This window comes from Duganella sp. BJB1802, assembly GCF_013369445.1.
GTDB lineage: Bacteria > Pseudomonadota > Gammaproteobacteria > Burkholderiales > Burkholderiaceae_D > Rugamonas > Rugamonas vulcania_A.
Map to the genome: position 1 here is coordinate 23,226 of NZ_JABWEF010000002.1, position 22,860 is coordinate 46,085.

At 63.0% G+C, this 22,860-nt stretch carries 14 protein-coding genes; 5 read left to right on the forward strand and 9 right to left on the reverse strand.

Going from position 1 to position 22,860, the window contains the following annotated elements; translation table 11 throughout:
• Nucleotides 1–6: 6 nt before the first annotated feature.
• From HUX88_RS03215 to HUX88_RS03230, 4 genes are all read right to left on the reverse strand, one after another.
• Nucleotides 7–10,485 (reverse strand): LCCL domain-containing protein, encoded by a 10,479-nt coding sequence (locus tag HUX88_RS03215; protein ID WP_176360827.1) that lies wholly within the window; start codon nucleotides 10,483–10,485, stop codon nucleotides 7–9.
• A gap of 316 nt (nucleotides 10,486–10,801) precedes the next feature.
• Nucleotides 10,802–11,095, reverse strand: a complete 294-nt coding sequence (locus tag HUX88_RS03220) for a hypothetical protein (protein WP_176360828.1) — start codon at nucleotides 11,093–11,095, stop codon at nucleotides 10,802–10,804.
• Nucleotides 11,092–12,075 (reverse strand): relaxase/mobilization nuclease domain-containing protein, encoded by a 984-nt coding sequence (locus tag HUX88_RS03225; RefSeq protein WP_176360829.1) that lies wholly within the window; start codon nucleotides 12,073–12,075, stop codon nucleotides 11,092–11,094. Before HUX88_RS03225 ends, HUX88_RS03220 begins: the two co-directional genes overlap by 4 nt.
• Complete coding sequence (locus HUX88_RS03230) at nucleotides 12,072–12,608, reverse strand: hypothetical protein (protein WP_176360830.1); 537 nt, start codon at nucleotides 12,606–12,608, stop codon at nucleotides 12,072–12,074. Before HUX88_RS03230 ends, HUX88_RS03225 begins: the two co-directional genes overlap by 4 nt.
• Nucleotides 12,609–12,900: 292 nt before the next feature.
• Between HUX88_RS03230 and HUX88_RS03235 the strand changes: the two genes are divergently transcribed.
• Nucleotides 12,901–13,236 carry a hypothetical protein gene (locus tag HUX88_RS03235; RefSeq protein WP_176360831.1) on the forward strand — a complete coding sequence of 112 codons (336 nt, stop codon included), beginning with the start codon at nucleotides 12,901–12,903 and terminating at the stop codon, nucleotides 13,234–13,236.
• On the opposite strand, the gene HUX88_RS03240 is transcribed toward HUX88_RS03235, so the two are convergent.
• The 5 genes from HUX88_RS03240 to HUX88_RS03260 form a co-directional block, all read right to left on the reverse strand.
• Nucleotides 13,233–13,460, reverse strand: coding sequence for a DUF3717 domain-containing protein (locus tag HUX88_RS03240; protein WP_176360832.1), 228 nt, complete (start codon nucleotides 13,458–13,460; stop codon nucleotides 13,233–13,235). The two genes, HUX88_RS03235 and HUX88_RS03240, sit on opposite strands and share 4 nt — an antisense overlap.
• A 90-nt stretch (nucleotides 13,461–13,550) precedes the next feature.
• Nucleotides 13,551–15,467, reverse strand: coding sequence for a ParB/RepB/Spo0J family partition protein (locus HUX88_RS03245; RefSeq protein ID WP_176360833.1), 1,917 nt, complete (start codon nucleotides 15,465–15,467; stop codon nucleotides 13,551–13,553).
• Nucleotides 15,468–15,568: 101 nt separating this feature from the next.
• The gene (locus tag HUX88_RS03250) at nucleotides 15,569–16,009 is read right to left on the reverse strand and encodes an antirestriction protein (protein WP_176360834.1); all 441 of its coding nucleotides are present in this window, start codon (nucleotides 16,007–16,009) and stop codon (nucleotides 15,569–15,571) included.
• Nucleotides 16,010–17,055: 1,046 nt separating this feature from the next.
• Nucleotides 17,056–18,057, reverse strand: a complete 1,002-nt coding sequence (locus HUX88_RS03255; RefSeq protein WP_176360835.1) for a ParB/RepB/Spo0J family partition protein — start codon at nucleotides 18,055–18,057, stop codon at nucleotides 17,056–17,058.
• 1 nt (nucleotide 18,058) lies between these two features.
• Nucleotides 18,059–18,904, reverse strand: coding sequence for a ParA family protein (locus HUX88_RS03260; RefSeq protein WP_176360836.1), 846 nt, complete (start codon nucleotides 18,902–18,904; stop codon nucleotides 18,059–18,061).
• 389 nt (nucleotides 18,905–19,293) lie between these two features.
• On the opposite strand from HUX88_RS03260, the gene HUX88_RS03265 reads away from it, so the two are divergent.
• The 4 genes from HUX88_RS03265 to HUX88_RS03280 all read left to right on the forward strand — a co-directional run bounded on the left by HUX88_RS03265 (nucleotide 19,294) and on the right by HUX88_RS03280 (nucleotide 22,860).
• On the forward strand, nucleotides 19,294–19,602 hold the full coding sequence (locus tag HUX88_RS03265; protein ID WP_176360837.1) for a TrbC/VirB2 family protein: 309 nt from the start codon (nucleotides 19,294–19,296) through the stop codon (nucleotides 19,600–19,602).
• Between the two features lie 3 nt (nucleotides 19,603–19,605).
• A complete protein-coding gene (locus HUX88_RS03270) occupies nucleotides 19,606–19,932 on the forward strand; it encodes a type IV secretion system protein VirB3 (RefSeq protein WP_176360838.1) in 327 nt (108 codons plus the stop codon).
• 2 nt (nucleotides 19,933–19,934) lie between these two features.
• Nucleotides 19,935–22,040: a VirB4 family type IV secretion system protein gene (locus tag HUX88_RS03275; protein WP_176360839.1), complete on the forward strand. Its 2,106-nt coding sequence runs from the start codon at nucleotides 19,935–19,937 to the stop codon at nucleotides 22,038–22,040.
• Nucleotides 22,041–22,134: 94 nt separating this feature from the next.
• The gene (locus HUX88_RS03280; RefSeq protein ID WP_176360840.1) at nucleotides 22,135–22,860 is read left to right on the forward strand and encodes a virB8 family protein; all 726 of its coding nucleotides are present in this window, start codon (nucleotides 22,135–22,137) and stop codon (nucleotides 22,858–22,860) included.

A 22,860-nucleotide genomic window follows, 5' to 3' on the forward strand; every position in this document is an offset into this window, starting at 1 on the left:
CTCGCGTTAGTAATGCAGCGTTTCAGGTAATTTGTTACCGTTGCCAGGTATTTCAATTCGAGGACCATCGCCTGGATTCTTAGAGCCTGGGCGCATCCAGATTCCATTGTCACCAATGACATAGCCGGGCTTTGTACTGCGACCGTCACTGTCTGGGAATGGCTTGCCGGTACCACCTGTCAGCTTGTCAAAGTCCTTTTCAGCATCACCCGTACCACCATTTTCTGGCGTAAGCGGTCCACTTGTGTGGCGCTTTCCGCTTTCGCTAGTACCCGCGCGCTTGTCCCCTTGATCTCCTACATAATCGCCTGGCACAGGTGGCACACTGTTTGTATCAGCTTGTTTGCCTGCGTCACTTGACACGGCGTCACTGGCATTTTTCCCTTGGTCGTTGGCCGCGTTATAAATAGCCGAACCGATCTCGTACGCCCCCCAAACCGCACCCGCAACTTCAACAAATGGGGTGGTCACTGGCACAGCTAACGATGCCGCGCCCGCCACTTCCCTTTTCACAGCCCTCGCAACAGCGCGCCTAACTGGCAGTGGCACTCGAGCTATAACTTTACCGCTATTCTTGGCGAACTCACTGCCTTTCGCTTTCAAGGAAACCCATGTGCTGCGGATAAAGTCAGGGTCATGACAAATCCAGCACCTTGCCCCCGTAATTTCCACAACCGCGTCAAAGCCAGTAGGATCGGTCAGGTTGGTCGGATTGTTCTGCACATAACTATAACGGTTGAAACTCTGGCCGTTGCTGGGGTCTGTTACGCGGGGATCCGCTGACAGGAACTTCGCCAGATACGGATCATACACGCGACCATTCATATGCACCAACTCGACCTGGTCAAGCATCTCATGACCAGTGAAGCCCTTGTTGTCGATGAATGGACCGCTGCTCGCGCCATCGGTAGTGCGCCGCTTGCCCCACGCGTCGTAGGCTAGCTTATCCTGGATGACACCGCTCTGATCGCTCAACGCCATAGGACTGCCAAGGCGATCGACGTGACTCCAGTAAAGCGCGGTCTCCGCCCCTGAGCGATCAATCTCCAATCCGATGCCGTAGGGCCAGTAGGTCCTGATCGTCAGTTGACTGCCGTTTCGCTCCAGCTCCTGCGCCCCGGCGTAGACCTCGGTGCTACCATCGCCATGCCTCTGCCTGGTTCGTTGATGCTCCGGCCCGTACACGAAGCTGCTCGTCTCCGCTCCCCGTTTGATTGTGATCGGCATGTCGAAGCTGTTCCAGGTATAACTGCGCCCGCCACCGCTCAACAGGTTGCCGTTGTCGTCATACTGGAACGTATCCCCGTCGATCTTCCATACCGCATGCGGACGCACAGCGTCAGCACCCTGCGGCAGATAAACATACGGCGAACCATTGGCAATACTTCCGACGCCGGTTTTGCGCTTCAGATTGCCAGCTCCATCGTAGGCAAAGGTCTGCAGCGCGGAACCCGTTTGGCTGCTGGTGAGCCGGTTCAACTCGTCGTAGCCGAACCCCTCCGTGTAGCCGCCCTGGTTCCAAAGCTGTGCCCGCGTGGTCACATTGCCCAAAACGTCGTACAGGTAGCTCTCGCTGAGCACAGCAGCTTTGTCGCCAGCCGCAAGGGTACTGTCTTGCAGCCTGCCGGTATCACCATCGAAGATTTTCTTATGTGTTAAGCCATTTCCCAACAGGACCTCGGTCGGACGCTGCCAAGCGTCCTGTGCCACCACCTGCCACAAAGGAACGCCGGCGCGCTCGAGCCGCGCCAGATAGCCATACTTGTTATAACGACTGTCGAAAACCTTGCTGACATCGGTATCGCGCTGGTAGGTCTGATGAATCACCCGTCCCCAAGCATCGAAAGAGGTCAACGCGCTGTAGGTCGAATCAGCCGCTCCATCGCCGATAGTCTGAACTGTTTTTTTCAAACGGCCGACATCATCATAGGTATGGAGGCGGTCATAGTCCTTGCGAGCACCAGCCAGGGTATAGGCTTCGATCAACTGACCGCAACTCTTCGCTGTCACACAATCCGTCTTTTCCTGCTGATCGAATACCCAGTGGCTTTCCAGATCTGTCTCGTAACGCGCGGTCATCCGACCCAGCACATCGTGATTGAACGTCGTCGCTTGTCCCAGCTTGGACTGATTCGGCGTCACCTGCTTCCATACCTGGCCAACCGGATCGACCGAATACTTGATGGTCCCCAAGTCAGGATCGGCAAGTTCCACCTTGTGGCCCAGCACGTCATATTTGACGGCAATGACGTTCTTGTTCGGATCAATCGTCCGATTCAGATTGCCGAAAGGATCGTAACCGAATTTGGTGAGCGTACTTTCCGTCCCTGGTTCCGTCATGACCTGTTCCACCTGGCGCACTTGTCCCAGCACGTCCGACGTGTCGATGCGGGTCTGGCCCTTGTCGTTTTTCTGGATACGAGTCAAGCCCTGATATGTGGTCATGGCTGTCAGTGGAATGTGCTTCACGTCGAAGGTTTCAACCTTCACCACACGATGCAAATCATCATAGAGATGCCGGCTTGCCAGCAAGGCTGAATTGCCGTCAAAGTGCGGATGATCCACTTCATACTGGCGACCATAGTCGTCATAGCGCGTGTCGGCGACGATCTTCGTGCCATCGAAGCCCCAGGTCACGTCACGCACCATCCGCCCCACATTGTCCATATAGTTCAACCGCGGCACGGCGATCCGATCCGAACCGTGATAACGCTCGACGATAGCGACCGCCACAGCACCCGCAGGACAGTCCGGAGAACAGGACTTGCTGAAATAGCGGGTCTCGTTCTGATCCGGTGATTTTTCAACCAGCACGCGGCCGTAACCGTTCAAGGTCCACGTCGTTTGCAGGCCATTCCGATCCGTTCTCATGGTCCGGATGCCGGTCGCCGCATCATAGGCGTACTGCTCGCTTTGCAGCAGCGCGTTCGTCACGGTCTTGGGATAGCGGCCCCGCTCGTCGTAGACTGTGCTGCGGTCGACCGGATTCATATCGGAGGCAGTCGCTGGATCGCGCCACTTGCGCGATTGGCTATTCACCAAGCCAAACGGATTGCCCTTCACGCTGCGGTCATAGCTCGTGACAACCTGGTATACCGGGTCACCGGGCTGCACGGTTTGCGTGATCAACAGCCCGCGCGTTGGCTCGTACTCGTTGCTGGTGACACGGGTCACGCTGGTCGGGTTCGACTGCGGATCAGTTCTCGTGACCGTGGTGACCAAGGGCAGCCCGATCAACCAGTTGGCCGCATCATTTCTGAAGGTCGTCACCGTTTGCGCGGCAAATGTCGTCCCGCCACCTTTGACGCTATCGTCGACGACACTGACATCCTGCTTAGTAAGATTGCACCAGCCATCGCCATACTGGTTAACAGTCGTGCTAGTACCGAGGGCACTGCCGTCGAGGTCTTTACGTACCGTCACGTTTTGCTTGACCACCGGGCAGACTGTGACAGCGCCGTTGGCCTGGCTCACCGTCACCAGATCGGGCGAGTTAATGCTGCTGACCAGCGTCTTGCCATCCTGCGCCGTTACACTGCTCGACAGGACGGTCCCTGTATAGGGCCAATCCAGGCGGTAGCTCGTGGTGGTGGTCTTCAGTACGTCCGTAGAACCAGGGCGCTCCTCGACAGCGATCACTTGCGCATACCCGAGCGTCCCGCGGCCGGCCTGGTCTGTTGCGCCATCCTTGTATTGATAGCTTACGGTGAGGTCGGCCATGCCTCCGTTCGCCTTCCGCAGTCGCTTGACAACCTTGCCCACACCATTGTTCGCGCGCAGCGGATAAGCAAACTTCACATCCGGCGAACGGGTCACGACGCCTTCGACGAGACCATCGGCATACTCGACCGAACTTACCGCGCCCAATCCATTCGTCACCTGGTAGATGCGATCCAATGCCTGGCCTGTTACCGCGACATCGATCGGCGCAAACACTTCCCATCGGCCGTCTTCAATCCAGGCACTGTTAACCTCTTTACCGCTATGGTAATACACCAACTGCGTGCGACCAGTACCCAGCAGGTCCATCAGGTAAACCTGGTCCAGCGCCATCCCTGCCGTATTGGATGTAAATGAAAAATTCAAACCGCTCCAGGGATCGCACTGGATGTTGCTGTCGTCGGCGCGGGCACCGCCCGTGCTGTCATCGCCGGTGACGCGACACATATTCAAGCCGCCCTCGGTAGAGCCGTCACTGGTCAAAAACGGCACATTTTGCGCCAACATTTTAGGCTGCCCGTCACCGACAAAGTCGCTGACCGCCCGAATACCAAGGTAGTGTCCCTTGCTGTATTTTTGTCGGATCGCACAATCGAGCGCCCTGCCTGTCGACAAGCATAGCGTCATCTCCGCACGCTTGTATATCGTGGTTGGCGATGCAGAGTCGTAATTATAGAAGCCAAAGGCCAGGCTGGAATAGCCGGAGCCATTCAAGTCTCCAGACAAGCTCCCACCTTGCGCTGCAGCATCAAAGACATACGGAGTCAAGCCTCCGCCCGACAACGACGTCGCCGTTTCATAGGCATAAGGCGCAATCGTGCCGACAGTGCGTGTATCCGACGGATGATGAAAGCCCGTCATCAATATTCGCGGTTGAAGGTTTACCCAGCGTCCGCCATGGGCCTGCCCTTCGGAATCAGAGAAAGATATGTAGGACGGCGCGGTCCAGCGCACGTCATATGGTTTACCAATGCCGCCGAAATCGACGTTGTCCCCAGTGCTGATAAACCGTGCAGTATTCACATACGTATACGGCTCCACACCCGGCTTCCCGAACAGCACATTCATGGGTGGGTGATCGTCGGGCAAACAGCTGAACTGGATACATACCTGAGCTTTTCCGTCTTCATCCATCTGGCTGTAGACCGCGGCGCGGCCATCGCCCATGACATCAGTGACGTAAGGGCTCAGGCTGGACACGTTGTCGCCGACAGCTCCCCGCGTCGGATCGCAGGTGAAGACCAGTGGAGTTTCTGGCGAGCCCAAGCCGGAAGGCTTTCCTAAAGGAGAAAGGCAAATTTTAGGTCCGTTGCTCTCCGTGGAAACCAACAGGTCCGGCGCACCGTCACCGTCGAAATCCGCGGTTTCAAGTACGACAAAGGACTCTCCGGTATCCAGCTTGTAATTGTATTGGGTAAACCCGCTGCCATTGTTGTGGAAATAACGATACTGCGCCCGCAGTGCGCCAGGCTGGATCGGACTAAAATCGTCACGGCTAGAACTACGTGGGCGCGCCACGCGCTTTTCCAGCACGTCGCTACGACCGTGATTTTCGAAATCGCTAAACGAGAAGTACTCTGAGCGGTTGGCGCCGTTCACTGGGTATTGCACAATGCCCGTATTTGCCCATACCGTCAGAATCGGTGCCCCATCCCAAAACCCCTTACTTTCAAATCCCGCTTGTTTTTTCGGATCGGGCTGTCCCCATGCGAACTTTGTCTTCGGCATCGGTTCCAGTTCGCCGGTTTGGGGATTGCGGGCTTTAACCTGGACAGCGGTCAACAGGCTACGGCCGCTGGTTGGACTCTGTTCATAGTCGAGTGCATAGTCGCGCACGATGACTCCTGCGGACAACACATCGCCTTCCCGGCCAATCCCGACATAAGTCCGGATATGCGTCATCCGGTGGCGCAGATCGTTGCGCGACTCATCGATATAGCGTTTCCAGGCATCTGTGCGGGGCTCGTAGACGAACTGGAGCCCCGCATGGGCGGGAAAACCCACACCGCCATAGCGGATCGCATCAGGACGGTGTTCACCGCTATCGGCATCCTGCAGATAGCTGATGCTGATGTAATTGCCGGCACGGTCTTTGATTGCGTCCAGGGCCCATGACTGCGCGCCGTTTTTCGCGCTCGGTTGGCTCGCGGTGACGCCGCTATTGACCGAGCCGATGATCAAGGCAGCGACCGCACTGTCGCGGGTGCTGCCGAAGGTCAGGACGCGCCCGTCGCGCGACTCAATTTTAAAGCTGCGGTTCGCTATATTGTCTGACGTGGTGGTACCGACGGCGGTGATCCGGCTAAAGCTGTCGATCTCCGTGCGATACTCGGCTCCGTCGGCCCAATAATTATCGTCGGTCAGCGGAAGGTTAACCAGTACCAAACGCTGTCCATCGAGGCACAGTCGATCGGAGGACGAAAAGCTGATACGGTCATTGATACCATCTTGGGCAATGGTCTTGCCGCAGCGATGAATACTCGACAGTCCGCCCAGTTGCCACCCCAGACCCAGCAAACCATTGCCCGCGTCGCTGCCATAGTTCAGCGTCAGTTCAGGCTGTAGACCTGCCGTCCCCGGAGGTACCGCGATAGGTATGCTATATGCCGCTGTGCCTAAAGGAGTAACGCTCAGCTCACCCGGCAATGTACCGGCATCCGCATCGGTAAGATGCGGGATATCGACTTCCACCGCCAGCGGCATATCCGGATCGGCGCCGCCTCCCGCCCCCCTCACAGTCACACTCACGACTGCGGATTGTGCTAGTTGCACGCCATTGCCATCGAAGGCCGCCGCCTTAATGCCGTAGACGCCGGTCTGAACATTGCTCCAGACAGCGCTCCAGATACTGCCATTCTTTGTAGCTGTCGCCACCAGCTGACTGTTGGCAAAGAACTTCACACTGGCGATAGATGAATCACTACCGGCCGTCTTTGCTTCCAACACCAGTTGGCCACCGTTTGCAACCGCTGATCCCTCGACTGGCTTGCTCAGCGTTATACTCAACGCTGCTGCAGCGTCAACAAAAATGTTACTCGTGACCGAGTGCAAGGTTATATTGCCTTTTCGGACTCGGGCCTGGATGGCATATGGCGCCGCCCTAACCGCCAGGGTCTTGCTAATGGAAAAGGCGTCAGCAGCGCCGTCGGCATTTGCAGTAGTCCAGACTCCGTCCACTCCGATTGCCACCTCGTCATATGGTCCCGCGCCTCCGCTCAACTGAGTTCGGATGAACACCGGACCAGCGCCAGCAAAGTGCTGGCCGTCCGGCGGCGTACTCAGAGCAATCCGCAGGCTGCCGGGCATAGTGCAGCTACCGTCGGCGCAAGGAAGGACAATGTCGCTGCCGCCATTACTGCCCATCGCCTGCACATACAACGCTCGGCCCGGATACTGTCCGGTATACGGAGTCAGATCGATGTTGAAGTGATGGCTGAAGCCCGGGGTCGCACAAGCCGTCTGAACCGCGAGATTGTCTGCCTCGGTCGCGACGTTGGCGACGCCTGTTGCCAAAGACGTGGCGCCGGCCGCCAGCGAAGGGGCATCCAGCAAGACCTGGTATTTGAGTGCTTGGTTGACGCCCGATTCACAAACCCACCCCACAAGATGTGGTGTGTTGGCGGCGTCGATGTTAATGCCGGTAATCTTGCCCAGTATCGGGCTATTGGTCACATTGACCGAGACTCGTGCCGACTCCCTAACGTGCCCCTGCTCATCCGTCACGCGCGCTTTATACCAATACGTGCCAGCACCGACGGAGACCGTAAAGTTGCTGCTGGCGCTGGAACTGTTACCGGCAACGACGTTGATAGGCGTGGCCTGGAAATCGTTGCCATCGAAGTTATCCTGAAATACCTCGAGCTTGCTGGTATTCATCGCGAATGACGTTCCTACCGCAGCGATGTTCAGCGTTGCCTTGGCCGAAGCATACACGCGCGCGCTCGGGGGCGAGACCGTCAATGTTGCTACCGGCCCTGGATTATTCGCCACCACCACATCGATAGCGGGGCTTGAGTCGCCAAACCACCCCACTGACTCCTGCAACATCTTCCATTGAAACCTGTAGGTCCCGGCCACAGCTGGCGGTGTGACCGTAAACGTGAAGACGCCAACCTCGCCAGGCGCTACCTGCGTCAATAGGTTCACCCGCCCCGAACTTCGGAACAGCTGATTGTCCTGCGGACTTTGCGCGCCCAACCGAAACGGATTGACACCGCCTGGGGTCCACGTAGTGGTACCCGAGTTGACCATCCTGATAGTGACCGAGGTCGGCTCCCCGGCTTGCATCGCTAGCGGCACATTTTGCGACATGAAGGCAGCAGAGTTGCCCTGTGTTGCACTTGCCACCGTCACCGTCGTGACACTGCTGGAAGTCGTCCGATTTGCACTGTCAGTGACTCGCAACTTGAGTTGGTGATTTCCAAGCGCAAGCGGCACCGTTGTATTCAGATTCGTAGAGGCCTTGGCGGAGGCGATCACCGCATTCCCATCCAACAACTCAATCGACAAAACCACATTCCCGGGCATCGATGCTCCCGTTCCCGAAACGACGACTGCGGCAGAGGTTCCATCGACAATAAAAGTACGCCCATTCTCCGGGGTGCTCAAGGACGCGGTTGGGGGACCATCCTGGCCTGGCGCAGGACCACCGGGTACCCACAGCCGCATACCGCACTCCGGGGCCGGCACGGTTCCAGAAGTGACGCCATGCGCTGTGCTGCCGGGGAAGCTGGGAACGATGTCCATTGGCGTGATCCGTACAAAGCTGCTCTCCCCTGGATGCAGCAAGCCGGAATGGACCAGCGCCAAGTCAACCCGACTGGCATAGTCGTAACCATTAACGTTGTCGCCCCAAATCGACGAACCATCATCGCTGGCGACGTAGTCTCCGCTCGCCGGGGTGTGCGCCAAGCAAAACGCGCTGATGGGAGGCGGGACGGTCGCCCTTGTCTCCGTATAAGTTTGCGTGCCACCCGGACCGGTGGCGGTCCAGGTGCACGTCGATGCAAAATCCGTCCAGTCCCAACTGGCGACTTCGGTCAAGACGCCCGTTCCAGGAAGCGTGACATTCCCTGCGTAGCCAGGAGCACGCGCAGTGCAGCTTCTACGCACCTCCGACGCGCCGCTTGTGCTCCAGGTGCTTGTAAAGTTTCGCCCTGCTACTAAAGGCAATGGACTCGTTTGAACGCTAAGAGTAACAGGCGCAGGGGGTACGGACAGGCGCATGCCACAGCCGGCACTCGGAGAACTCGCCGCTGTCACACCCGACGAAGCCGTTCCTTTAAAACTGTGCAGGATGTCGACCGGCGTGACGATGACCTGTCCAATCATGCCATCGGCCAGCAGTCCCGCATGCACCGCTGCCGCGCCGACGTTGGAATCTGTCCGATAACCGTCGGTGTTGTTTCCCCACACCGCTCCACCCGAAGCGTTACCGGTATAAGTCCCTGTCACGGGCGTGGCACTTTGACATTGCGTGCTCATCGTTGGCAAAGTAGTGGCCACTACCGCATGGGTATCTTGAAAGCCTCCTGGGCCCAAGGCATTCCAATTGCAATAGGTCGGTGATTTGGCCGCCCAGGCCGGACTAGCAATGCCGCTGATCGATCCATTCGCCGGAAAATTGGTCATTGGCATCATGCCGTCGGAACACTCACCGCGCACAGAAGTCGCACCGTCACTGGACCACGTCATTTGATAGCTTTGGTTGGCGACCAACGGCGATGGTGTGACAGTCAATTTGATGGTGGGCGGCGTGCTGGCTGTGAGCGCCAATCGCATGGCACACGCCGCATCGCTGGACTCCAACGAGTTGAAACCACCGCCCCAAGAACTCTGAAACGGCCCCTGCATACCCAGGTAGCTAACAGTGACATCCGCGCTTTGCCCCTCTGCAAGCAACCCCGAGTGAATCAGCGCCGCCGGAATTGAGGAATCGGCGCGATATCCGCTCCAGTTGGATCCAATTACCTTCATTCCTTTCGAAAGGGTGGCGGTATACACGCCGCTTGGCGGCGTGTGCGCCCAACAGAGGCCATCAAGTCCTGAGTTCAACAGAGTTGTCTCCAACCGGGTCTGCCCTCCCGGCCCGCTGGCAACCCAAGTGCAGCTGGAAACGAGACTACCGTAGGTGGGAGCGACAGCTGTGATCGAGCCATTAACATCGACCGAGGCGGAGACCAAACAAGTGCGCTGCAACGAGGTGGCATTTGTGGTGCTCCAGGTCGTCGTGTACGGCTGCCCGGCTCTCGCCGGCGACGGAGTGGTTTGTACACTGACCGTCGGCGCGGGGACGGTGATTGCCGGCGCGCCCTTGGTCAGCGACAGCCTTATACCGCAGGCCGGAACGTCTGAATCCCCGCTGCCAAAATTAAAATTAATTTGAGGGGTCCCTACAAACTGCGGTAACTGACCTAAGGGCGTAATAGTGACGTAGGCGGTTTCTTCCGGCGCAAGCAACCCTGAATGCACTAGCGCCATCGGGATGTTCGAATTCGACGTGTAACCATTCACATTATTGCCAACAACGCTAGCACCTGCAGTGACCCTCGCCGTGTACAAGCCGGTCAAGGGAGTCATGGAGCACGTAGCGCTCAATGCCAGAGTCTGCACCGTTCCGAAGAGAAGAAAAAGCGACGCGCGGACTAAGGACTTGAAATATTGCCTCTGATCGAAAGGGGAATGCGATTGAACAACCGCAGCTAGGCGAATAAAGCGAGCAATTACATTGCGGCCAAAATACCAAATTTTCTGGAAGATATGCATGTCAAAAGAGGAAAGAAAAAGGTGCGCGGACGAACAATATCGACACCAAATCCCCACGAGAATCTGATTGTCATTTGAACATACAATTTTAGCGACGTGATTATACTAAAATATAATTGCCCAAATCACACATAATGTCACGCAGATAAATATTGCCGCAACAACAAGAATCTAAACTATCCTTCCGAGAACCAATTTTGAGGCTCCTCGGCGCGAGCGGCGCCAAACCGATCAATTGCGCCAGCCAGCTTCGCTGGCGTAGCGCCGCTCAAGCAAATTACGCAAGCAAGCGTGCCCACCAATCTTTCCTGCGCGGTCAACGCCATAGCGGATAGAACAGCACACTGCCAACTCCAAAACACAGGCTGCCGATGAGTAGCAAGCCGATGCCACCCAACAGTGCAAGGCAGCCGGCGCGGATCGCGCCCGCCCCGACCATCACGCAGCAGCGCCACAGCAGGCCGACCGCCCGCGGCGGCAGCCGAATCAGCCACCAAAGGCAGCCAGCCGCCAGCAACAGATCGTCCCGCAACGCAGTGCGGCCTCGTGCGCGGCTGGCCCGTGCACTGTTTCTCCCGCTCGCAATCCTATGCGTGGCATCACGCTTCATCGTTCTCTCCTTGTCTCCATACCTCTTTCCCGTCGCGGCGCCGGCTCCGGTCCACGCGCGCGCCGGCACACGTCGACCAAGCCCAGCGCCAACGCGCGATCGGCCGCGAGCGTCGAGCGGGCCAGCATGCCGGCCACGCCCGCGTAGCGCTTCAGCATGGCCGCCTCGGCCTGTCTGGAGCGCTCGGCGCGCAGCGCGTCGGCCGGCGTCTGGGCCGTCAGTGGCTCGCTGCGCGCCAGCTTGTGGCGCACGCTCTGTTTCTGGCCCCGCTCCGGTTGGAATCGTTCCAGCCGGCTGGACGCCGCCACGTCGACCCCGCGTTCGCGCAGCCGTTGGGCAAAGCCCGCGCGCCAGCGCCGCAAATCCTCCTTGCGGGGATTGAGGCGAATGCCGTCGTCATCGCGTGCCTTGACGCAAAGGTGCACATGGGGATTGGGCGATGGGTCCCGGCCGGGATCGCTGCCTTGCGTGTGCAGCACCAGCGCATATTGGTGTCCCTCGAACTCGTCTTGCGCGAACGCGCGCGCGGCCTGATGTAGCGCCCTCGCGCTGGTCCCGGCCGGCATCGACAGGATGATGTTGAACGCCTCGCGTCGGTCCGACACCTCGGCGATGGGTATGCCGCCCAGCTGCCAGGCCAGCGCCAATTCGGCGACATCACCCCGGCCGTTGAAGCGCTCGCCATTCTGGTCCTCCAGCTCCAACTGGCCGTTGCGCGAAATGTAGTCGAGGTGGGCGCGGATATGCCGCATGCCCTTGCCGCCGCCGGAGATGCGCACCATGGCCTGGGGCTTGCGCTGCACGATGCCTCGCAGGCGGCCGCGCACGCCGTCGGCCGTCATGCGTGGACCGGATCCGCCTGCCTTGCGCAACGTGACGCCGCTGATGCCGCGCACTTTGACCTTGCGCACCGGCCGTTCGTTGAATCCCTGCTCGTGCCAGCGCAACAGTTCCGCATCGGTCTGGGTTCCGGCTGTCATTTGCTGTGCCACCTTTCCATGTTGCGTGCGATCGCCTGCGCCACTTCGGCGGTATGGGTAGCGATGCGGCGACGGACTTCGGCCACGACCTGCGTCAGGTCCGGGGGCGCCGTCCCGGCCGGGGACGGCAGCACCGCGGCGATCTGGCGCAGCCGGCGCCCTATCGTCAGCAGCATCAGGTTGGACTTGCCCAAGGCCGCCAGTTCGTACTGGCCGAACTGCGCGCCGTTGCCCATGCGCGCTTGGATCAGCGCGACGATCCAGCGCGTGGTGGAAAAGCCCTCGGCCCGCGCGCAGGTTTCGATGAAGCGCAGTTCGGCGTCGGTCAGGGCGATCTCTTTGCGGTGCTTGCGAGCGGCCGACGGGGCGATAGGCGCGTCCGCCGACGGCGCCATGTTTGCGGTCAGCCTGGCCACCACCTGGCGGAACGCCGCGCTGGGTGTCTGGCCGTGCAACGCGCAGTACGCCAGCCAGCGTTCCTTGTAGGGGCCGAGGTCGATGTTGATGCGGTTCGGTCGGGAGCTGTCGGGCATGGCGGCCTCGCTGGTTTCGCGCTTTTTCTACCACTTTCGCTTTGATGGTAGCGCGCCCCAAGCGGAGCACATTGACCGGCGTCAGCCTATCCTGCATTAGTCCTTCGCTTCGCTCTTTTCTTGATAATATCAAGCGCCGCAAGTCAGCCCGCCTCATCCATAACGACGCCCGCCCCCCACAAGCAACCTCAAGCAACCCCGGCCGACCACAGCATGCCCGCGCCAGCGCGCCGCCCCCGCCCGCCGCCGCGCCATCGCACCGCCATCCGTTCGACCACCGAGGACCGCCGACTTGACCGCCCACCTGCCCGCCATCCCGCTGCACATCGCCGGCCACATCGACGACCATGGCCCCGGCTATCTCGCCTGCGCGCTGCGCGACGCCCACGGCATCGAGCACAAGTTCATCCTGACGCCACGCGCGGCGGGCAGGCCGGAACTTGCGGCCGACAGCGTGTATCCGCAGTCCGGCACGCTGGCCTGCCAGATCGAGTTTGAATGGGAGGACGACGCCGGCGAGGCGCTGGCGCGGGTGTCGACCCGCAGGCCGTGGGCGGCCGCGTCGATCGACGGCATGTCCAGCTTTGTGGTGAAGGCCGCGCAGCTGCTGCGCGAACCGGCGGCCTAGCGGGGACCGGCCGGCGCCGCGGCGGCCGCCAGCGCCAGCAGCAATTGGCGCTGCGTCGCGGTCAAGGCGCTCAGTTCCACGCTGGTTTGCCGCGCGTAGATCATGCGGCCATACAGCTCGGCCAAAGCCTGAAGCGGCGCGGACAGCTCGACCGCGTCCCGGGGCTGTCCGGCGCGCAGCCGGTTGATCCAGGCCTCCAGCTGCAACAGCTCGATCCGTTCCATGCGCTCCCCCTAGGACGAAAAAAAAAGGCGGACACCGCTCGCGCCATGTCCGCACTATCGCAGAGACCGCTTGCCGTCGCTTGCGCCGGATCAAGCACCCTGCACGGACGGATCGCCGGCTGCAGGTTCAGCCTGGCCGTGCGCTGCCGGCGCCACACGGAACAACGCCGGCAGCCAGCCGCTGTCGGCCACGGCGCGCGCCGCCGCCTCGACCGCCGCCTGCTTGCCCAGCCGTTCCAGCGGCACCGCCGCCGCCGGCGAGACCGCCTGCGCCACCACCTCGGCGATGCGGGTCTTGTTCAGGTGGGCGAAATAATTGGCGGCGCTCGGCTGCCACCAGCGGCGCATGTCCAGCGCCAGCAAACGCGACGACTGGTCTATCGCCGGCACGGGCTTCCCGCCGTCCTGCGACGCATTCAACATGCAGGCGCTGCAATAGGCCAGGCAGTCCAGCACCAGCGCCTGCGGCTGGGCCTGCAACCAGTCCAGCAAGGCGCCGTCGGTGTCGTGCTCCGGCAGCAGGGCCGCCAGCGCCACATGCTGCGCCGCCAGGCGTTCCCACGCCGGCCCGGTCTGCGCCTCGGCCGGCAAGTCCGGCGCCCTCAGGTCCAGCTGCAGCACTTCGGCACAACGCTGCCGGCTGTAGAACACGCTGTGCAGCAGACGCTGCGCCAACAGCAGCAAGGCTTGTCCCGGCTGGTTGACCATTTCCGCCCGCAAGGCCAGCGTGCGCTGGGCGCCCAGCAAGGCGGTCAGGCGCGCGCTGTGCGCCGCCTTGGACTTGCCGCGCTTGCTGCCCGCCTGGTCCGCCGCCGTGCCGGCCACGCTGACGGGCCGGTCCTGCGGCCGCATCAGGCCGCGCAGCACACAGGGCTTGCCATCCTCCGCGATCGTCACCAGGGCGCCGGCCAGCGCCAGGTCGGCCGGATCGATCCTGCCGATGGCGGCCCGCTCCCGCTCGATGGCCGCCTGCGCCGGCTGGTCGCCGCCCTCTCCCAGCGCCGCTGCCTGCGCCGCGTCCGGCTCCAGGGCGACGGTGCGGGCCCGCGCATAACAGGCCAGCTCGGCCGCCTCGATGTGCACCCGCACCTCGATCCAGCTCCAGCGCTCCGCCGCCAGTTTGCGCGCCACCCGCTCCAGCCGCGCGCGCGCCAGCGACTCCAGCAGCGCCACATCGGCCAGGTAGCCGTCGCCGTCGCTGCTGAACAAGTCCCGCTCCACCACGCCGCCCGCCGCCTCGTAGGCCTTGACGCCGACCAGGCGCGCCACCCGGTCGGTGCGGACATTGAGCTGCTGGGCGGTCAGCAGGCGGCGGATCTGACCAGGCGGCCTGTTCCATTGCGGCAGGCTGTCCCACACCTGCTGCTGGGCCGCATGGTCGTCGCTCACCGCCAGCGCCGCCATCTGTTCGTAGCTGGCCTGGTCGGCGCGGAACAGCGCGAACAAGCGCGGCGCCACGTTCGCCAGCTTCAGCTGCCGCCGCACCGCGATTTGTTCGACGCCGAAGGCCAGCGCGATCTCGGCCACGCTGCGGCCCTCGGCGGCCAGCAAGCGCATGCCATCGAAGACGTCGGCCGCATGCATGGGTTCGCGGCCCAAGTTTTCCGCCAGGCTGACCATCACCGCCTCGGCCTCGGTCACCATCAGGCACGGGATGTCGTAGTCGGCCGGCAGGTCGCCCTCGGCGATCAGTTCGCCCAGCGCCTGCCAGCGGCTGTCGCCGGCCGCCACCGCCAGCAGCCCGGTCGGCACGTCGTCCCGGCGCTCCTCGTAACACACCAGATTTTGCAGCAAGCCCTGCGAACGCAGCAGCGCCTTCAGTTCCCGGACATCGCGCGGCTTGCGGCGCGCATTGCGCGGACTGCGCACCAGCTGGGCGTGGGTGGCGTGGCGCAACGTCGCGTGCCTGGTAATTAGCGTCGCCGACTGCGCGACGGCCTGTTGCAGCAAGGCGCCACCGGCGCCACAGGGATCGGTCACTTCAGTTGTTTCAATCACAGCAGACATGATTCCTCCGGATATCAAGATAAAAAGAGCGGAAAAAAAGAACGGAAGGCACGCGCCGCGAAAGCCGCCGCAGCGGCGTCGGCGGCGCGGCGCGGCGCGACTCAATCGAGCACGTCGTACAGCTGTCTTGCCGCCACATGGGTGGCGATGTAGTCGCGCAGCCGGTAATAGTCCTCGGCGATGCGTCCGCCGTCGGGCCAGAACGACAGCTGGCTGTAGGCCATGGCGCACACCGCGAGGCCGGTGGCGTCGGCGCTCAGCGTGCCCTCGTAGCCGTTGCCAGGGCAGCACAGGCGGTAGTGCGCCGCCTCGGTCGGGGCCATGTAGAAGCCGCCGTTCGACAGCTCGTAGTAGTCCCAGTAGTCGCCGCGATACGACGCGCACAGATGGCGCATCATGTCGTACATACAGTGTTCGACCGTGGTGAACAGCGGCCCGAAATGGCGCGGCAAGGCCTGCAAACGCCCGGCCGGCGCCAGCAAGGTCGCCGTGATGCGGCCGCAGCCCGGCGCGCGCTCGTCGGTTTGTCCCAAGATAGTCATGGTGGTGTCCTCCAGAAAGTTGATCAAAAGAGAGGTTTGCAATCTCATCCTCTCATTTGGACTCTCTCGCTCCCGCCGGGGCGGGCGGGGGGTGGCGAATGCCCTTCCCTCAGGGAAGGGTTGGGTTGGGTGGTTTGCAGGCAGCGGGGTAGGGGCCGCGGTTTCAGCCCATTGCGTGCGTTTATCCCCCCACAAGTCCCCCTCGCCCCAACCGGGGGGACTTGTGGGGGGATTGGCGCAATGGGCGTCGCGGCCCCTGCTGCCCTCGTGGGGGTTGCGCCGCAGGCGCCCCAGGGAGGGCGCGGCCGGCTTCACAGCGCAGCGGCGGCACACAGTCCATGCCAGCGGGGGTATCGCTGGCATGGACTGTGTAAGCGCCCTCCCTCACTTCAGGCCGTTCAGGGGTCAGCGGGGTGCGCAGCGCCGCGCGTTCCTCATGCCTTCCCAGGGGAGCGCAGCTGCCCTGGGCTGTTCAGGCCGTATCGGGGTTGCGAGAGGAGGACTGGAGGCGGGACGGCGCAGCCGGCCCGGTCCCGCAGGGACGGAGCGCAGCGACCCGCAAGGAGGACGGGCCCGCAGGGCCTCGCCCAAAGCGACCGCCCGCCCGGCAGCATCGGCCGCGGCGGCCAAGACACCGGACACGGCCATCAAGAACGACCCCGTTCCCGCAACGGCGCCATCCCACGCATCGGACCCGCGCCATGCGGCGATCCAGCGGCCCCGGACACGGCCAGCCAACGGACCCGGCCTGTGCCCGACCGCCTGACGGCGCGGCCGACGGCATCCCCGCCCATCCGCCCGCAGCGACGCTTGAGCACCCCCGGGCAAACCGCGCGAACCGCCGCGACATGGTCCGGCAGACAGGAAGCGACCGGCGCATAGCCCCGGGACCATCCCGACATCGTCACGCATGCCATGGCATGTGGGGGAACGGCGCCAGGCTGTCGCAGAGAAGCGCGGCGATGCCGCCATGCGGACCGCACACCGCGCGCCCCCGAGAGGCGCGACGCCACCAGCGACGGCTGCCCGACACCAGACAAACCCGTTCATGTCCTATGCATGTCGACGCCGCCGTCCCGCTCCCCCGCCGGCGCACCGCTTGCCGCCATCGTTGCGGACACGTCGGCCAAGTCATCGAGCCTGACCAGGCGCAAGACATCGAACGGCAACTCCAGGTCTTCCCCGTTGCGACGCACCCACACCCTCCCCTCGGCACTGGGCCGGCGCCGCAGCACCAGCAGCACCTCCTCGCCCTGGTAGCTGGCAAACAGCCCGGGCCGCCGGATCGCCCCCGGCTTGGCGGCGCGGGACGACGCGGCGGGCAGCACAGCGCCGTCCGGCACACTCCCGCCATCCACCGCCACCACACCGCCAGCGCCTGCCGCGGGCATCGCCCCCTCCATCTGCGCGCGCAACCCGGCCAGGGCCTGGCGGTCGACCACCCCGCCGTCGGCCAGCGCCCGCTCCACCAGTCGCGGCCGCTTTACATACATATTGCGCAACTCGTACAGGTATTGCGGCGAGCGGCAACGCCGGCTGTGGTACAACTCCAGCAGCATCGGCGGCGCATCGTCCACCAGGGCCAGCAAATGGGTCAGCGCGCTGGGGTCCAGGCACAGCCGCGCCGCCACCGCCTTCTTGCGCTCCCCCAGCGCCAGCTTGCGCGCAATGAAGGCCGCCAGCTCCAGCGGCTGCAAGTCCTTGCGGCGGGCATTCTCCGCCACCTGGGCGTAGTCGTCGAACTGGCGCTCATCCTCGGTCACCACATAGGGCGCGACCGCCAGGCCGGCGCGCCGCGCCGCCCGGAACCGCCGCAGGCCAAAACGGATCAACAGGCGCCCCGACGGCATGCAGCGCACCACCAACGGTTGCAGGATGCCGCGCGCCCCCACCTCCGCCACCAGCGCCTCGAATTCGCCGGCCTCCTCCTCCTCGAACCTGGGTGCGTCGGGGTCTTCGTCGAACCGGTCCAGCGCCGCCGTCGGCGCCAGCCACCGCGCCGACGGCGGCGGTTCCACCGCGTCGAGCATGGACAGATCGAGCGCCACGCTAGGCTCCCACGCCCAGGCGCCGCGCGATCGCCTCGAACGACGGCCGGAGCTCGCGCCAGGCATCGCGCGCGGCGCTGCGCAGCGGCCTGGCGCCCAGGTCCGGCGAGCCGGCCGGCGCCGCCTGCCGCAACTTCCACAACGGCACGCCGGCCGCCTGCGCCTCGGCGATCGCCGTGCGCGTCGGGATCAGCGCATAGCCATCCAATTCACCGCGCCGCACCGGGATCAGCAGGCCCGGATGCTGTTCCACCAGCTGCCGCAAATTGGCCCGCTGAAACGGCGTCGCCTCCACCAGGTTCGGCAGCAGGCCGAGCAGCTCCAGGCGCGGATTGAGCCGCTGCCTGATGCGCAGATAGCCGTGCCGGGGATGATGCAGGAACATCCCCACGCCCTCCAGCGCCTCCTGGGTCAGCACGATGGGCGACAGCACCAGGTCGGCGGTCGCCAGCGCCGCGACATAGCGCACATCCGGGCACGGATGGGTATCGATCAGGCACACGCGGAAGCGCGGCGCCGCCTCCCGCAGGAAGGCCTGCAACGCATTGACGAAATCGTTATGCCGCTGCGGCTGGCGCTCCAGGCCGCCCAGCCCCTGGTCGGCCGGCACCAGCACCAGATCACCCGGCGGCAAGGCCGACCACCGCCCTTCGAACACCTGCGTGGTGCTGAAGGCCGCCACCGCCGCCACGCCCCCGCGCAGCATGCAGCGCGTCGCGTTCATCTGCGGATCCAGGTCGAGCAGCAAGGTCGGCGCCGCCAGCTCTGGCATGTAGTACGCCAGCTGGCAAGTCACCGTCGTCTTGCCGCCCCCGCCCTTCTGACTAGCCTCCACCATGATCTTCATGCCAGCGCTCCCCAGGGAAGCGCGGCACGCACCCAAGCCCGCCGCACCGGCCCTGTGCCACTTGTACGCGCATTTCCCGCCTCCGTCATGAGCGTCGTCAAAGTCAGGCCATGCCCGAGCCGTCGGCGTCCCGCGCGCCCAATTGCCGAATCGTCTGTGCCAGCGTACTGAGCAAAATCAAACCTGGTTCGTACTCGGCCGTGAAAACGAACCGACTTAGCCGCAGCGCAAACAGCGGCCTCACCGTGCTTGAAACCGGCGGTCCGCAGCATTAGTGTGTATCCGTATTTTAGGTAAAACATAACATAAATTATCCACTGGAAACAATTATCGGCATCGCTTCGCCGCGCGCACCGCGCCTATGCCGACCTTGAAAAAAGGAACACACCATGAAGCCCACGCGTCGCCCCGATCCAAAACATATCGTCGTGTACCAACGTCCCCTCCTGCTTGGCGCCCTGCTGTACAGCCTCGCCTCGCCCGCCCACGCCCAGCTCGGCAAATTCGGCGTCACCCTGAACGCCGTCCAGGTCGCGCTGCTCGGCTTGTCCGTGACGCTGTTCACGATCACCATCATGGTGGCAGGATTCCAGGTGGCGTGGCGGCACGCCAAGATCACCGAAATCAGCCACATCCTCTGGGGCGGCTGCCTGACCGGCGGCGCCGCCGGCATCGCCGCCCTGCTGGTCGGCAGCTGAGCCATGGAACAATTCCGCGATCCCATCTTCCGGGGCTGCACCCGCCCGGCCATGTGCTGGGGCATACCCTGGATGCCGCTGCTGTGCGTCTCGGGCGCCTTCCTGCTGCTGGCCGTCTGGCTGTTCTATCTGCTGTCGCCGTACGTCTCGCTATTCCTGCTGGCGCTGTACGCGCCGCTGGTGCTGATCATGCGCGAGATCACCCGCCAGGACGATCAGCGCCTGCGTCAGATGGGGCTGCGGTTGCGGATGCGGTTCCGCATGGGCGCGGCGCGCCGACGCTGGGGCGCGTGCTCCTACAGCCCGCTACGCTACCGGCGCCGGAGTTGATCATGCGGGACAGCAACGCAGCGCAGCGCGTCGCCAACAGCGAGGCGCCCAGCGCCAACCACATTCCATTTGGCGCGCTGATCGCGCCCGACGTGGTGCGGCTGCGCCGCACCGGCGACTACGTCGCCACCTGGCGCCTGGACGGCATCAGCTTCGAGACCGCCGATATCGCCTACATCGCCGAACGCAAGGAGGCCTTGCACAATTTCTGGTGCTCGCTGGGCGGCGGCCACCATGCGTTGTGGCTGCACAAGGTCAGGCGCGAAGTGCACGAGCGCCTGGGCGGCGTGTACGACAACGCGTTCGCCGACCGTTTCAACCGCAGCTACAACGCCAGCCTCGACAACGGCAGCGCCAGGAACAGGCAAATGGTGACCGAATTGTATGCGTCGGTAATCTACCGGCCGGCGCCGACGCGCGTCTCGCGCATGCTGCGCAAGCTGGGCGGCCAGGCACGCGCGGAACGGCTGGCCAGGGAACAGGAACACCTGGCCGCCATCGAGGATCTCGACCAGCGCCTGCGTTCCAGCCTGCGCCGCTACGGCCCCGAACGTCTTGGCGCCTGCCAGCGCGGCGGCCAGCTGTGCTCCGAGATGGCCAGCTTCTTCGGCTACCTGGTCAACGGCGTCTGGCTGAACATGCCATACCGCCGGGCCGACCTGGCCGAATACCTGCCGGTGTCGCGCCTGCATTTCGGCGAACGCAACGGCATGCTGGAAATCTGGCACCCGGCGCGCAGCCGCTTCGCCGGCCTGCTCGACTTCCAGGACTACCCACGTTATTCCGAGCCGGGCATGAACAACGCCATCCTGTACAGCGACTACGAATACATCGAGACCCAGAGCTTCTCGATGCAGGGCAAGCGCGACGCGCTCGACGCGCTCAAGCGCCAGAAAGGCCATCTGCAGGCCTCGGAAGATCCCTCGCAAGCCGAGATCGACGATATGGACTCCGCCATGGAGGCCGTCAACAGCGGCTTGATCCACATGGGCGAATACCACTACTCGCTGGCAGTGTTCGGCGATACGCTGGCGCAGACCGCACAGCACATGGCGCAGGCCAGGACCGCCCTGCAGGACGGTCCCGGCTTCGTCATGGCCACGGTCGACGCCATTCCCGAATGCGCCTGGTTCGCCCAGCTCCCGGGCAACTGGCGGCTGCGTCCGCGCGCCGCGTCGATCAGCAGCAGGAACTTCACCAACCTGTCGCCGCTGCACAACTTCGCGCAAGGCAAACGCCACGGCAATCCCTGGGGCGAGGCGCTGGCGCTAATGCAGACACCCAGCGGGCAGCCGCACTTCTTCAACCACCATGTCACCCCGGAAGAAGAAGACTCGACCGACGAAAAAAAACCCGGAAACACCACCGTCATCGGCCCGACCGGCAGCGGCAAGACCGCCCTGGTGAACGGCCTGATGCTGTTCGCGCTCAAGTACCAAGGCTTGCGCGGCGTCTTCCTCGACTACAACCGCGGCGCCGAAATCTGCATCCGGCGTGCGGGCGGCCAGTACCGCGCCCTCAAGCGCGGCGAACCCACCGGCTTCAATCTCTACCAGCTGGCGCCGACCGAGGCCCACCTGGCGTTCTGCGAGAGTTTCACCCGCCTGCTGGCAGGCCCTTGCCACCCGGACCTGCGCACCACCGAGGAACACGACGTCAGCCACGCCGTGCGCACCGTGATGAGCGACGCCATGCCCCTCCAGCTGCGCCGGCTCGGCGCGGTCTGGCAAAACCTGCCTGTCAGGGCCGGCGGCAACAGCTTGCGCGACCGCCTGCTGAAATGGACCGCAGACCACGCGCTGGGCTGGGCCTTCGACAACCCAATCCACACCCACCACTTCGACAACGAACAGATCCGCATCTACGGCTACGACTACACCGACTTCATCGACGACGAGCAACTGTGCGCACCGACTGTGAAACTACTTCTGCACCTGAGCGAGAAGATGATCGACGGCCGCCCCTTCATCTACTGGATGGAGGAATTCTGGAAAGCACTGAGGAACGAACCGATTGATGCTGATGCGCTCTATGTCGGAAGCGGCGGATCGCGCCGCAGAACAAGCCATCCGCGAAAAGACCATGAAAAACCTTTCACTGCACGGTGATGGCAGCGACACGTTCACCTATGTGCCGCCCGGCGGCAAGCCGTAGCCCGTACCGTCAGACCGCAGGCATTCTCGCAGCGATGGAGCCAGAAACATGGATCTAGATCCTCAATACTTTACCGCCGCCCGTTCATGGGAAACCGACCGGGAACTCATGCGCGAGCGCTCGGAACTCCGCGCGTGGTGGGTCGCCGGCGGCGCCACCCTTACCGCCCTCGCCGCCGTGGCCGGACTGGCCCTGCTGGCGCCCTACCGCCGCAACGTGCCCTACCTGTTCGCGCTGGACCGGACATCAGGCAACGTCGAGTTCATCGGCACAGTCGATGACCGCACGATCAAGGGCTATCAGGAGATGCTCGACAAATTCTGGCTACGACGCTACGTGATCGCGCACGAATCCTACTTCTATCGGTTTCTGCAAGAGGACTACGACACGGTACTGGCACTCAGCACCGAAGACGTCGGCAAGGACTTCAGCCGCATCTATGACGGCCCCAACGCCCGCGACAAGACGTATGGCTCCGGCATCGAAATCAAGGTCACCGTCTTGAGCATACAGGTCGCCACCAACGCTGTCGGCCAGCACGCGACCGTACGCTTCAGCAAGGTCCTGCGCCGAATCGACAGCAACGTCGCCGAGCCCGCCCAGTACTTCGTCGCCGCCATGACCTACACGTACAAGCCGACCATGTTCGGCAAGGAGCAGGAATTGCTTAAGAACCCGCTCGGATTCCAAACCACGGCCTACCGCGTGGACAGCGAACTGGCGCCGATCGAAGCCTCCGGTGGCAATCCCGCTGCCGCGCCCAGCGGAGAGTGA

Bases quoted from the DNA above. Each gene is read 5' to 3' on its own strand.
- HUX88_RS03230 (WP_176360830.1), bottom strand. From the start codon at position 12,608: ATGCCCGACAGCTCCCGACCGAACCGCATCAACATCGACCTCGGCCCC.
- HUX88_RS03270 (WP_176360838.1), top strand. From the start codon at position 19,606: ATGGAACAATTCCGCGATCCCATCTTCCGGGGCTGCACCCGCCCGGCC.
- HUX88_RS03250 (WP_176360834.1), bottom strand. From the start codon at position 16,009: ATGACTATCTTGGGACAAACCGACGAGCGCGCGCCGGGCTGCGGCCGC.
- HUX88_RS03215 (WP_176360827.1), bottom strand. From the start codon at position 10,485: ATGCATATCTTCCAGAAAATTTGGTATTTTGGCCGCAATGTAATTGCT.
- HUX88_RS03220 (WP_176360828.1), bottom strand. From the start codon at position 11,095: ATGAAGCGTGATGCCACGCATAGGATTGCGAGCGGGAGAAACAGTGCA.
- HUX88_RS03260 (WP_176360836.1), bottom strand. From the start codon at position 18,904: ATGAAGATCATGGTGGAGGCTAGTCAGAAGGGCGGGGGCGGCAAGACG.
- HUX88_RS03240 (WP_176360832.1), bottom strand. From the start codon at position 13,460: ATGGAACGGATCGAGCTGTTGCAGCTGGAGGCCTGGATCAACCGGCTG.
- HUX88_RS03280 (WP_176360840.1), top strand. From the start codon at position 22,135: ATGGATCTAGATCCTCAATACTTTACCGCCGCCCGTTCATGGGAAACC.
- HUX88_RS03275 (WP_176360839.1), top strand. From the start codon at position 19,935: ATGCGGGACAGCAACGCAGCGCAGCGCGTCGCCAACAGCGAGGCGCCC.
- HUX88_RS03225 (WP_176360829.1), bottom strand. From the start codon at position 12,075: ATGACAGCCGGAACCCAGACCGATGCGGAACTGTTGCGCTGGCACGAG.
- HUX88_RS03265 (WP_176360837.1), top strand. From the start codon at position 19,294: ATGAAGCCCACGCGTCGCCCCGATCCAAAACATATCGTCGTGTACCAA.
- HUX88_RS03245 (WP_176360833.1), bottom strand. From the start codon at position 15,467: ATGTCTGCTGTGATTGAAACAACTGAAGTGACCGATCCCTGTGGCGCC.